This window comes from Acidobacteriota bacterium (assembly GCA_033549365.1).
Classification (GTDB): domain Bacteria; phylum Acidobacteriota; class Aminicenantia; order Aminicenantales; family Saccharicenantaceae; genus JAWSUF01.
This window is the reverse complement of sequence record JAWSUF010000003.1, coordinates 402,971-415,464: the sequence shown is the minus strand read 5'-3', so window position 1 is coordinate 415,464 and position 12,494 is coordinate 402,971. Positions and strand designations below refer to the sequence as shown.

Below are 12,494 nucleotides of genomic sequence, written 5' to 3'. Positions count from 1 at the left end.
CCCCCGCGCCTTGACTTCCGTCAAGCGTTCGTTTTATGCGCCCTCGATGAGCACCATGTTTGTCCGGGCGATCCGGTTGCGCAGGGCCAGGGCCGGGGCGTACTCGGGCGAATCATGCCATTTTTTCGCATGCTCCGCCGAGGGAAACTCGAGGATGACCAGCCGCCTGGCCCGCCAGTCCCCTTCCAAAGTCTCGTTGGGACCGCCCCGGGCCAGGTAGCGGCCGCCGAACTGCGTGACGGCCGCATGGGCCATTTTTTTGTACTCCTCGTAGCCGACCGGATCCGTGACTTCGACGTCGACGATCACATAGGCCGCCACGGCGTCCTCCCTACTTCAGTCCTTTCTGGATGAGGAAGGCGTCGATATCGGGCTCTTTGCCTCGGAATTTTACGTATTGGGACATGCCTTCGCCCAAGCCGTTATCGGCCATGATGTGCTTCCGGAATTTGGCGGCCAGCTCGGGATTGAAGAGATCCCCCGATTCCTTGAAGGCCAGGAAGGCGTCGGCGTCGAGAACGCCCGCCCAGTTGTAGACGTAGTAACCCGCCGCGTAGCCGGAGCCGAAAATGTGGCTGAAGTAGGTCGTCCGGTAGCGGGGAACGATTTCCTTGATCAGGCCGATGCGGTTCATGGAGGCGTTCTCGAAACCGTTGACGTCGATCGCGTCGCCGTGCTCGGCCGTGTGCCAATCCATGTCGAGGATGGCGGCCGCGATGTATTCGGTGTTGAGGAAGCCCTGGTTGAAGTTGCCGCTGTTCCGAAGCCTGCTGATGAGTTCATCGGGAATCACCTCGCCGGTCTCGTAATGCTTGGCATAGGCTTTCAACACCTCCGGTTCGCCGGCCCAGTTTTCCATGATCTGCGAGGGCAGCTCGACGAAATCACTGGGCACGCTGCGGCTCGTTCTCCGGTAGCGGCCGTCGGCGAAAAAGTTGTGGAGGGCATGGCCGAATTCGTGGAAGAAGGTGGTCGTCTCGTCCCAGCTCAGCACGGCGGGCTTGTCGCCGCTCGGCCGGGTGAAGTTCGTGACGATCGTAACGATGGGAGCGATTTTTTTGCCGTTCTCATAGGCGCCGCTCCGGTAGGTGCCGCACCAGGCGCCGACGCGTTTGCCGGGCCGCGGATGGGAATCGATATAGAGAATGGCGAGATGGCTTCCGTCGTTGTCGATGACTTCATAGGCCGCGACTTCCCGGTGATAGACCGGAACTTCGGGGCGTTTCACGAATTCCAGGCCGTAGAGGCGGTTGGCGACATGGAAGATGCCGTCGCGGACGTTGTCGAGCGTGAAATAGGGCTTGAGCTCCTCCTCATCGAGGTCGTATTTCTCCTTGCGCAGCTTTTCGGCGTAATACCACCAGTCCCACGAGGCGAGCTTGTAGCCGGCCTTTTCGCGGCCGGCGATGGCTTGCATCTCAGCGAGTTCGCTCTTGGCCCGGGCCAGGGCGGGTGCCCAGATGCGGTTGAGGAAGCTGTAGACATTTTCCGGATTTTCGGCCATTTGGACTTCGAGCTTGAAGTCGGCGTAATTCTTGTAGCCCATCAGCCGGGACATCTCCAGGCGAAGCTGCATGAGCTCGGCGAACAGGGCCTTGTTGTCGTGCTCGTTGTCGTTGTCGCCCCGCATGAAGTAGCCGCGGTAGAGTTTTTCGCGGAGATCCCGGCGCGGCGAGAACTGCAGGAACGGCGTCCAGCTCGGTTTGGCCATGGTGAAGACCCACTTGCCGTCATGGCCGGCTTTGCGGGCCTCTTCGGCCGCGGCGGCGATGACCTCGGCGGGAAGGCCGGCCAGGTCGGCTTCGGCGTCGAGGACGAGCTTGAAATTGTTGGTCTCGGCCAGGAGGTTGTCGCCGAGCTGAAGGGAGACCATGGACATCCGGTCGCTGATCCTGCGGTATTCCTCCTTGTCCTCGGGAGACAGGGCGGCGCCGGACCGTTCGAAGTCCTCGTAGATTTTTTCGACAAGGCGCAACTGGTCGACTTCGAGACCGAGGTCGGCGCGGGCGTCGAAGACGGTCTTGATGCGCTGGAAGAGCGTCTCGTTCAGGCTGATGTCGTTGCTGTGGGCCGTCAGCAGGGGCGTGACCTCACGGGCGATCTCCTGGAGGCGCGGATTGGTTTCGGCGCTGCGAAGGCCGCCGTAGACCGGATTCACCTTGCGGAGCAGGGCGCCCGAGTCGTCGAAGGCGACGATCGTGTTTTTGAAATCGGGCGGCGCCGGGTCGGCGACGATGGCCTCGATTTCGGCCTTATGCTGCTTGACGGCCTCCTGAAAAGCCGGGAGATAATGTTCATTGTCAATGCGGTCGAACGGCGGGGCGTCGAACGGCGTGTTGTAGTCCGTGAAGAAGGGATTGACGTCCGGCTCGGTTTTCGGGGAACATCCTGCCAGAATCAGGGCAATGGAAACCCATGCCAGAATATGGAATTTGCTCATGTTATGACCTCCGAATGGGATGCTTTCACCTTAACCCATGGGAATGAAAAAATCAACCTCAACGGATGTAGAGGTGGATCTTGCGGCTTTTTCCGCCGGCGTCATCGAAAAGCTCCGTCCGGACGAGCTTGTCCTCCCAGCCGGGGATCAGATAGGAGTGGGAGACGATGCGGGCACCGGGGCGGAGTTCAGTCTCGAATTTGTGGCGAAGAAGTTCGAGCGATTCGGGGAGGAGGTAGACGGCGACGACCGTGGCTTCGGCGAATCGGGCCTGGGTTGCGTCCATGCGGATGAACCGGGTCAGGCCGTCGACGCCCTGGCGCCGGGCTTCGCGCCGGCTTTCCTCGATGAGATCCGGGTCGATGTCGATGCCGACGCCCCGGGCGCCGCGAAGACGCGCCGCGGCGATCACCACGCGGCCGTCGCCGCAGCCGATATCGTAGAGAACGTCGTCTCTGGTCACGGCGGCCGTATCCAGCATCTTCTCGACGACCTCCATTGGCGTGGGAACGAAGGGCGCGAGATCGGCCTCGTCCTCCCGGCCGTGCGAGCCGGGATAGATTTTTACGTGCTCGCTCTCGTCGAGCCGAAAAGAATAGGGACGATCCGGGTAAACGGTTTGGCGGACCGTCCTCACACCGTTGAAAAAGACGATCTCGACAGGGATATCCATGGCAAGGCTGTCGACGGCGCCGGGCTCGAGCCTGCGGCTGAATGTCTTCGCCGGCTTGGTTGCGGCCTCGATCGTGAAGTTCACATCCCGGGGGACGACATTCCGAAGCGTCGTTCTGGGAACGGTTTTTGCCGGCGCTTGGGCGGTGACATACACCGTCCGGTCAAGAGGCGTCTTGTCGAGTGTGGAGCGGAAAACGAGAAACCCGGCCGCGGCCGCGGCAATGATGAGGATGAAAGCAGCCAAGGCGTAACGGCGCACGGACATCCCCCGGCCAAGTTGCGTGGGATCAAGTCCGAAGTAATCGCTCATATCCGCCCCACATTATACCCGATACCCATGGCTTACACTTTTGGAAAGCCCGCATTCAAGATGTTTCAACACAAACACAAGCATCCGAATCGAGCGCGCCTGCCCATCTTCAACGGATACGAACATATTCAAAAAAAGTTGAAGGCGCATACGGCGGGGCTGCATCATATTGCATAGGATAGCTCGTGAAGGGTTGCGAAGTTCGGCTGATGCACTCACTTAGACAGCGGTTTTTGTCACAGAAAACAGCGCTCTAAGAGTTTTTCCAAACTAAACGAATTCGCTATTTTATTTTAAATCAACAAGTTTCCAAAGCCAAGCAACCTAAACAAAAAGAGAGTCGGGCATGGTGCGGAGGCGGACGGCGTCCTTGACGCGGGCGCCGATATCCATGCCCTTGACGCAGTGCGCGGTGCAGGTTGCGCAGTTCGAGCAGGGAGATTCCGGAACGTTGAGCGAAGCCACGAGGTCATAGCCGGCCTGGATGTTCTTATAACCCCAGGCGTACATGTAGCCGCGCATGAGGTCGGGAATGGGCAGGGCCTGCGGGCAGCCGGGAACGCACTGGTTGCACTGCTGGCAGAACAGCCCGGATGCCGTCGCCGTTCTGTCGAGCCGGAGGTCGGCCCATTCCTTTTCGGTCAGGGTCAGATCGGCCATGACGGCGAGATCGGTCTCCATCTGGTCGAAGGTCGTGAATCCGGGGATGGCCATGTGGACGTTCTCGTCGTTGAGAGCCCACTTGAGGGCGGCCGACATGTTGATGGGATCCTGTTTTTCCTTGTCCCAGTAGACGCCGGCCTGGGTCTTCATGGCCACGACGCCGAGTCCGGCCCCCGCCGCTTCGGCGATGGCCTTGCGGATCTCGTCCTTGTGATCCTGGCGGAAATTGTAGGCCGTAAGGACGACGTCATATCCGCCGCAGGCGATCGCGGCACGGATGATTTCGGGTTCATTCCTGTGGGTCGTGATCCCGACGAAGCGGGCCCGGCCGTCTTTCTTTTCCTGCGCCAGGGCTTCGAGGATGTAATCCAGGGCCGCAAATTCCGTGTTGTCGACATTATGGAGGTAGAAGATATCAACGTAATCCAGGCCCAGCCGCTCCAGGCTGATCGTGAAATTCTTCCGGAAGATTTCAACCTGCTCGGAGGGGGAAATGTCGGCCATGCTCTTGTCGCGTCCGGGACCCGGAACCTTGGTGGCGATGGTATAGGAGTCGCGGGGCCGGCCCTTGAGGACCTCGCCGATCATGACCTCATTGCGGCCGCGCTGATATCCGTGCGCCGTATCGAGATGCAGCATGCCCGATTCCAGGGCCGCCCGCACCAGATCGGGATTGTCGGCGTTCATGACGCCCATGCTGACGACGGGCAGCTTGAGGCCGGTTTTGCCCAGCGTCCGGTAGATAAACGGCCGGTCTCCGACGGTCGCGGCGGCTTTGCCGCTTCCAACCGGAGAAACTCCGCGCAGCGCGGCGGGCACGCCGAGAACGGCGGCTCCGGCCAGACCCGTCTTGAGGAAATCCCTTCGTCCGAAGTTGCCTTTGGTTTTCATGATCGGTCCTCTCCTTTTCCGCAGTTTCCTTCGGGGAGGGCCGCACGGCGCAGGCCGCACCGCATATCCCGAAAAGTATACCGAATATATAGCAATTCTCGGCACCGCTGTCAAACCCGCTGCAAAAACCCGCTTGACAAGCCTCCCGGGTTTGTCTATTATGCGGCGCATGTGCACCGTCGAGAAACTCTTCATCAAGTACTGCCTCGTGCATTCGACGCTGCATTGCACCTGAGCCCCCTCTTTTCCTCCCCCGGCCGGCCCTAACCCTTTTTCGGCATCCGTCCGGGGGTCCCCGCAGGCACCGACGACCCCGGGAGGCTCTCGTGAAACTCAAAGTCATCATCCCCAAGGGCCGCATGTTCAACCAGGCGGCCCGACTTCTCGAAGATGCGGGAATCGCCGTCACGGCGAACGGCCGCTCCTATATCCCCAGCCTCGGCGACCCCGAAATCGAGGCCAAGATCATGAAACCCCAGAACATCGCCTGTCTCGTCGAGTTGGGCTCCCACGACATCGCCTTCACCGGCCGTGATTGGGTCGTTGAGACCGGAGCCTGTGTCGAGGAAATCATGGACTTGGGCTTCGACCCCGTCCGGCTGGTGGCCGCCGTCCCCTGTTCCACGGACCCGGACGGTCTCCGCGGCCGGCGCATCGTCGTCGCCTCGGAATACGAGCGCATCTCCCGCACTTTTCTGGAAGAGCGCGGATACGATTATCTCTTCATCCGGACCCACGGCGCGACCGAAGCCTACCCGCCCCAGGACGCCGACATGATCATCGATAACACATCCACAGGCCACACGCTCCGCGAACACGGCCTGAAGATCGTCGCCGAGATCATGGCCTCGGCCACTCTGTTCATCGCCGGCGCGGCCGCCCTCGACAACCCCTGGAAACGCGAAAGAATCGAGGAGCTGCAGATGCTGTTTGCGGCCGTCCTCAACGCCCGGGAGCGGGTCATGCTGGAGATGAACATCCCACCCGGCAAGCTCGAGGAAATCGTGCGCATTCTGCCGTGCATGCGGGCCCCGACCGTCGCGCCGCTCCACCGGGAATCCGGCTATTCGGTCAAATCCGCGGTCAGAAAGGGCGAGGTTCGCCGGCTCATCCCCCTGCTCAAGAAAATCGGGGCATCCGACATTCTCGAATACGAATTCCGGAAGGTGATCCTGTGAGCGCGGTCAGAACGGCCGTGCGCGGTCTCTCCGAATACGCCGTGGAGCAGGACGCGGCCCGGGCCAAGCTCAACCAGAACGAGTCCGCAACCGACGTCCCCGCCGCTCTCAAGGCCGCCGTCCTGGACCGTCTCCGCCGGACGGCCTGGAACCGCTACCCGCCGCAGGAAGCGGGCGGCCTCGTCCGCGCCCTGTCCAGGCATACGGGACACCCCGAGGCGGGCATCATGGTCTCGAACGGTTCGAACGAGGCCATCCAGGTCCTCGCCTCCGCCGTCTGCCGCCGGGGCGACGCCGTTCTGACGGCGGAACCCGGTTTCGCCGTATATTCCCGGACCGCCGTCCTGGCCGGAGCCCGCTGCATCGAAACGCCGCTCGGGCCCGATTTGGGATTCGACGTCGAGGCCGTTTTTCGGGACGCGGCCGAAGCCCGTCTCATCTTTATCGCCTCGCCGCACAACCCGACAGGCGCCGTGTTCCCGCGGGAGGCCGTCGCCCCGCTCTGCCGGGCGGCCGGAGCGAAAGGCGGTCTTGTCGTCCTGGACGAGGCGTATTTCGAGTTTTGCGGCCGGACGGTCCTCGACCTCGTCCCCAAGCTCGGAAACCTCGTCGTCCTGAGGACAATGTCCAAGGCCTTTCGCCTGGCCGGGGCCCGGCTCGGCTTCCTGTTCGGACCGGACAACCTCGTCCGGGACATCCGGAAAGCCCGCCTGCCCTTTTCGCTCGGCATCTTCCAGCAGGCGGCCGGCGAAGTCCTCCTGGAGAACAACGGCCTCATCCGTCGCGCCGCGGCGGCCGTCGTCCGGGAGAGAGAGGCCCTTTTCGCGGAACTTGCGGTGATCCCGGACCTTCGGCCCTTTCCCTCGGCGGCCAATTTCATCCTCTTCGAGTCGCGCCGCGTTCCAGGCCGGTGCCTGTTCGAAATCCTCCGCGGCCGCGGTGTCCTCGTCCGGCATTTCGCAACTCCGCGCCTCGAAAACATGATCCGCGTAACCGTGGGCACGCCGGCCGAAAACCGGCGATTCCTCCGGGAGATCCGCGCCGCCTGCACCAACAAAACGGAAGGATCATCGTCATGAAAGCCCTGCTTTTCGACATGGACGGCGTCCTTATCGACGTCGCCCTTTCCTACCGGGAAGCCGTCCGCCGGACGGTCCGGCATTTCTCGGGACGGACCGTAAGCCCCGAGGTCGTCCAGGCCTACAAGGACATGGGCGGGCTCAACAACGACTGGGATCTCGCGGAGAAGATTATCCGGGACTCCGGAAACGGCGTTCCGAAGGACGAAATCATCCACGTCTTCCAGGAGCACTACGTCGGACGGGATTTCAACGGGCTGATCCGCAATGAATCCTGGCTGCTCGATAAAGAGATCCTGGATGAGGCCCGCGCTTGGGGCCGGACGGGGATCGTCACCGGACGGCCGGGCCCCGAGGCGGCCCATTCGCTCGACGTTTTCGGATTCCGCGCCGCCTTCGATGTCTGCGTGACCGCGGACGACCTGCCGCCGGACCGCGGCAAGCCCGATCCGGTGGGGATTCTTCTGGCTCTCGAAAAGCTCGGCGCCCGCGGCGGCTGGTACATCGGCGACACGCCGGACGACATGATTGCGGCGTCCCGGGCCGGTCTTTCGGCCGTCGGGATCGTTCGTCCGGGACCGGGCGCCGCCCGGACGGAGACCGCGCTTCGGGCGGCCGGCGCGCACATCATTCTCGACGATGTCAACCGGATCGCGGAGGCTCTCCGATGAGCCGCCGGGCGCGCTTCAAGCGCAAAACCACGGAGACGGAAATCTCCGCCGCCGTCTTTCTCGACGGTTCGGGCCTGTCCCGCATCGCGACGCCCTTCAAGTTTCTCGATCACATGCTGGCCTCCCTTGCCCGGCACGGGAGGTTCGATCTCGATCTCAAGGCCCGGGGCGACGTCGAGGTCGACGGCCATCACCTCGTCGAAGACTGCGGGCTCGTCCTCGGCCGGACCTTCGACCTGGCCCTCGGCGACCGGAAGGGCATCAACCGGGCCGGGTTCTTCGTCTTCCCGATGGACGAGGCCCTGGCCGTCGCCGCCGTGGACATCGGCGGGCGGCCCGTCCTCCAGTATGAGGCGGAGTTCCGGCGGCGCTTCTGCGGCGACATGGACACCGACCTCCTGCCGGATTTTTTCCAGGCCTTCGCCGCCGGCCTGGCCGCGAACGTCGTCGTCCGCATGCCTTACGGCCGGAGCGACCACCACCGGGTGGAGGCCGCGTTCAAGGCCTTCGGGCGGGCCCTGCGCATGGCCTGCTCGCTCGACCCCCGGGGCCGCGACGGGGTCCCCAGCACGAAAGGTGCGATCGATGTTGGTTGTCGTTGACTACGGCGCCGGAAACATGAACTCCGTCCGCAAGGCCTTCGCTTTCCTGGGCGTGGAGACGTTCGTGGCCCGCGGTCCGGAAGACCTGGCCGGGGCCGATCGCATCGTCCTGCCGGGCGTCGGCGCTTTCGGCCGGGCGGCGGAACGCCTCCGCCTTCTCGGTTTCGACCGGGCGCTTCGCGATTGGGCGGCGGCCGGGCGGCCCCTTCTCGGGATCTGTCTCGGCCTCCAGCTTTTCTTCGAGTCATCGGAGGAGTCGCCGGGCGTTAAGGGACTGGGACTCATTCCCGGCCTATGCCGCAGGCTCCGGGCCCGCACGGTGCCCCACGTCGGGTGGAACGCCGTCCGGCCGTCCCGGCCCCACCCGCTCTTCGACGGGACCGGCGCGGCGGAGCATTTTTACTTTGTCCACAGTTACTATGCCGCTCCCGTCGAGTCCGGGGACGTCCTGGGGCTCACGGACTACACGGGGGATTTCTGCAGCGCGGCCGGACGCGACCGGATCGCGGGCGTGCAGTTCCACCCGGAAAAAAGCGGCGGGGCCGGGCTCGAACTTCTCCGCAACTGGATGGAGCGATGCTGACCGCGCGGATCATTCCCTGTCTCGACGTCGACGAGGGGCGGGTCGTGAAGGGCGTCGGCTTCAAAAACCTGCGCCCGGCGGGCGACCCGGAGAGCCTGGCCGCCCTCTACGACGAACAGGGAGCCGACGAGATCGTCTTTCTCGATATCGGCGCGACATGGAAAAGCCGCCGGACGCTTCTCCGGACGGTCGAGGCCGTCTCCCGGCGCGTGTTCGTGCCCCTGACCGTCGGCGGCGGCATCACATCCGTCGGGAACATTCGCGACGCCCTGAACGCCGGAGCCGACAAGGCGGCCGTCTGCTCGGCGGCGCTTCGCAACCCGGATCTTCTCGGCGAGGCGGCGGCCGTCTTCGGCTCCCAGTGCGTCGTCCTGTCCATCGATGCCGCGCGTTCGGGAGAGACCTGGACGGCCTTCTCCCACGGCGGCCGCGTCGACACCGGCCGCGACGCCCTCCTCTGGGCGCGGCAGGCCGAGCGGGCCGGGGCCGGGGAGATCCTGCTCAATTCCATCGACCGCGACGGGACGCAGGAGGGGTTCGACCTGGACCTCGTCCGCCGGACGTCCGAGGCCGTGTCGATTCCGGTCATCGCCTCGGGCGGTGCGGGAAGTCCGGAACACCTGCGGACAGCCCTTGTCGAAGGCGGGGCCTCAGCGGTTCTTCTCGCCTCGCTTCTTCACGACGGCGTTCTGACCGTCCCCGAAATCAAAACATATCTGCTCGCGAAAGGAGTGCCCGTCCGATGATCATTCCGTCCATCGATCTCAGCGGAGGCCGCGCCGTTCAACTGCGGCAGGGCCGGGACAAAGTTTTGGAGCTGGACAACCCGATCGCCCTGGCCCGGGAATTCGCCCGGTACGGGCCCGTCGCCGTCGTTGACCTCGACGCCGCAACGGGCGCCGGTTCGAACGAGGAAATCGTAAAGGCGCTCTGCGCCGCGGCCGAGTGCCGCGCCGGAGGCGGCATCCGCAGCGTCGAACGGGCGGCCGAGGCCGTCGGCTGGGGCGCGGAAAAAATCGTCGTAGGGACGCGGGCCTTCGCCGGAGGGCGGGCCGACACGGCGTTTCTGCGGGAGCTGACAGCAGCCGTCGGCCGCGAGCGCGTCGTCGTCGCCCTGGACGCCCGGAACGGCCGGATCGTGACCGAGGCCTGGCGCCGCGAGGCCGGTCTCGACATTTTCTCCGCTCTCCGGGAGGTCGAGCCCTGGGCGGGGGAAATTCTCTATACCTGCGTCGAGCGCGAGGGCATGATGGGCGGCACCGACCGGGAAACCGCGGCCGGGCTGGCCCGCGAGTCCGGTCTCCGGGTGACCGTGGCCGGAGGAATCGCCTCGACCCGGGAAATCGCCGAACTTTCGCGCCTCGGCGTCGACGTCCAGCTCGGCATGGCCCTGTATACGGGGGCGTTCGGACCGGCCGAGGCTTTCGCCGCATCGATCGACTGGTCGAAAGGCCTCGTTCCGACCGTGGTGCGGGATGCATCCGGATCGGTTCTCATGCTGGCTTGGAGTAATTCCGAGTCTCTCGAACGAACCTTCGCAACCGGGGAGGGCTGGTATTTCTCGAGGTCGAGACAAAGTCTGTGGCACAAGGGCGCAACGTCGGGCCACACCCAGAACATCGTCTCGGTCCGGACGGACTGCGACGGCGACGCCCTTCTCTTCACCGTGAGACAGAAGGGCGCGGCTTGCCACACCGGCTCGTGGTCCTGCTTCGGGGGAAAGCCGTTCGGTCTCGACGACCTCCGCGGCGTGATTCGCAACCGGCTGGACACGGCGCCTCCTGAATCCTACACCGCATCCCTCGACGCCGCCGCACTGAAGGCCAAGCTCGTCGAGGAGGCCGGGGAGCTCGCCGAGGCCCGCGGCCCGGCGGACGTCGCCTGGGAAGCGGCCGATCTTCTCTATTTCCTGGCCGTCGCCCTGGAGAAGGCGGGCGTCGGGACGGAGGATGTTTACCGGGAGTTGAGACGGCGGCGTTTCGCCCCGCGGCGGCGGAGGACGCCATGAAAATCACGCGGATCGAGGATATCGGACCGGAGTTTTTCATCCGCCGGGAAATCGAGGACCCTCCGGGAGTCCGGGAGATTGTCCAGTCCGTAAGGATGGGCGGCGATGAGGCCCTCCGCGCCTTGACCCTGAAGTTCGACGGCGTCCGGGTCGAACATTTCCGGGTTCCGGAGGAAGCACTTCAGGCCGCGGCGGATGCGGCCGATCCGGAGCTACGAGCCGCGCTCCGCATGGCTGCGGACAACCTGCGCCGGGTCTGCGAGGCGGAAATGGCTTCCGTCGCGCGGAATCTCAAAATCGAAGTCGAGCCCGGAGTCGTCGCCGAGAGAAGAACCATGCCGATCGCCCGGGCCGGCGTCTATGTTCCGGGCGGACGCCATCCCCTGGCCTCGAGCCTTCTCATGGGCGTCGTTCCGGCCCGCACGGCCGGGGTTTCCGGAATCGCCGTCTGTTCGCCGCCCGGAAGAGACGGACTCCCCCATCCGGCGATTTTGGCCGCGGCCCGGATCGCCGGCGTTCAGGAAGTCTATGCCGCCGGCGGCGCCCAGGCCGTCTCCGCGCTCGCCTACGGCACGGAATCCATCCCCCGCGTCGACAAGATCGTCGGCCCCGGAAACGCCTATGTCACGGCGGCGAAAAAAATCGTCTATGGCGACTGCGGAATCGACGGCGTCGCCGGCCCGAGCGAAATCCTGATTCTCGCCGACGACGGAGCCGATCCGGCTGCGGCCGCGGCCGACATGATCGCCCAGGCCGAGCACGATCCCGACGCCCAGGCCGTTTTGGTCACGGATTCCATGGAACTCGCCGAGGCCGTGCGCCGGGAGATCGAGCGGCGTCTGGCCGGGAGGGATGCGGAGGCATCGGATGCGGCCCGAAGCTCCATCGAAAGGAACGGCCGGATCGTCATCGCCCGATGTTTGGAGGATGCGACGGAATTCATCGACCGGAAGGCGCCGGAACATCTCGAACTCCTGGTCCGGGATCCGGAAAAGTGGTTGGACCGGTTCAGGAATTACGGCGCTGCCTTTGTCGGCCCCCTGACAACCGAGGCGCTCGGCGACTATACGAGCGGGCTCAACCACATCCTGCCGACGGCCGGTGCGGCGCGGTTTTCCGGCGGGCTCGGCGTCCGGGACTTTCTCAAGGCCGTGAACGTCCTCCGCGTCGACCGGGAGGGACTTTCCCGGATCGGCCCGCCGGCCGCCGTTCTGGCCCGCGCGGAAGGCCTCGACGGCCACGCCCTTTCGGTCGAAACCCGCCTGTCAATAGGCATGGCTGAAGCCGGGTGAGAGACTTTCCGGTTTCAGCGCGTCGTTAAGAGAGAGGCGCATGGCGACGCGGTATCGTCCGGAGCCTTGGGCCTTGACAATAAATGCTTTACTATTTATATA

General features: G+C 64.3%; 12 protein-coding genes. 8 read left to right on the top strand and 4 right to left on the bottom strand.

Annotated elements, in window-relative coordinates; genetic code table 11:
- Positions 1–33: 33 nt before the first annotated feature.
- From SCM96_07060 to SCM96_07045, 4 genes are all read right to left on the bottom strand, one after another.
- Positions 34–321, bottom strand: coding sequence for a DUF1330 domain-containing protein (locus SCM96_07060; GenBank protein ID MDW7760379.1), 288 nt, complete (start codon positions 319–321; stop codon positions 34–36).
- A gap of 10 nt (positions 322–331) precedes the next feature.
- Positions 332–2,440: a M3 family metallopeptidase gene (locus SCM96_07055; protein MDW7760378.1), complete on the bottom strand. Its 2,109-nt coding sequence runs from the start codon at positions 2,438–2,440 to the stop codon at positions 332–334.
- A 58-nt stretch (positions 2,441–2,498) separates the two neighbouring features.
- On the bottom strand, positions 2,499–3,425 hold the full coding sequence (locus SCM96_07050) for a class I SAM-dependent methyltransferase (protein ID MDW7760377.1): 927 nt from the start codon (positions 3,423–3,425) through the stop codon (positions 2,499–2,501).
- 324 nt (positions 3,426–3,749) lie between these two features.
- Entirely contained in the window at positions 3,750–4,979 is a 1,230-nt protein-coding gene (locus SCM96_07045) for an aldo/keto reductase (protein ID MDW7760376.1), read from the bottom strand.
- A gap of 326 nt (positions 4,980–5,305) precedes the next feature.
- Between SCM96_07045 and hisG the strand changes: the two genes are divergently transcribed.
- Genes hisG through hisD form a run of 8 tightly spaced genes read left to right on the top strand, consistent with a single transcriptional unit; the run spans position 5,306 to position 12,392 of the window.
- Positions 5,306–6,157 (top strand): ATP phosphoribosyltransferase, encoded by an 852-nt coding sequence (gene hisG / locus SCM96_07040; protein ID MDW7760375.1) that lies wholly within the window; start codon positions 5,306–5,308, stop codon positions 6,155–6,157.
- Positions 6,154–7,236, top strand: coding sequence for a histidinol-phosphate transaminase (gene hisC / locus SCM96_07035; GenBank protein MDW7760374.1), 1,083 nt, complete (start codon positions 6,154–6,156; stop codon positions 7,234–7,236). Before hisG ends, hisC begins: the two co-directional genes overlap by 4 nt.
- Positions 7,233–7,907: an HAD hydrolase-like protein gene (locus SCM96_07030; GenBank protein MDW7760373.1), complete on the top strand. Its 675-nt coding sequence runs from the start codon at positions 7,233–7,235 to the stop codon at positions 7,905–7,907. The genes hisC and SCM96_07030 overlap by 4 nt, the downstream gene beginning before the upstream one ends.
- Positions 7,904–8,509, top strand: a complete 606-nt coding sequence (gene hisB, locus SCM96_07025; GenBank protein ID MDW7760372.1) for an imidazoleglycerol-phosphate dehydratase HisB — start codon at positions 7,904–7,906, stop codon at positions 8,507–8,509. The genes SCM96_07030 and hisB overlap by 4 nt, the downstream gene beginning before the upstream one ends.
- The gene (gene hisH / locus SCM96_07020; protein MDW7760371.1) at positions 8,493–9,092 is read left to right on the top strand and encodes an imidazole glycerol phosphate synthase subunit HisH; all 600 of its coding nucleotides are present in this window, start codon (positions 8,493–8,495) and stop codon (positions 9,090–9,092) included. The genes hisB and hisH overlap by 17 nt, the downstream gene beginning before the upstream one ends.
- Entirely contained in the window at positions 9,086–9,838 is a 753-nt protein-coding gene (gene hisF, locus SCM96_07015) for an imidazole glycerol phosphate synthase subunit HisF (protein MDW7760370.1), read from the top strand. The genes hisH and hisF overlap by 7 nt, the downstream gene beginning before the upstream one ends.
- Positions 9,835–11,100, top strand: coding sequence for a phosphoribosyl-AMP cyclohydrolase (hisI, locus tag SCM96_07010; GenBank protein ID MDW7760369.1), 1,266 nt, complete (start codon positions 9,835–9,837; stop codon positions 11,098–11,100). Before hisF ends, hisI begins: the two co-directional genes overlap by 4 nt.
- Positions 11,097–12,392 (top strand): histidinol dehydrogenase, encoded by a 1,296-nt coding sequence (gene hisD, locus SCM96_07005; GenBank protein ID MDW7760368.1) that lies wholly within the window; start codon positions 11,097–11,099, stop codon positions 12,390–12,392. The genes hisI and hisD overlap by 4 nt, the downstream gene beginning before the upstream one ends.
- The last annotated feature ends 102 nt before the right edge of the window (positions 12,393–12,494 follow it).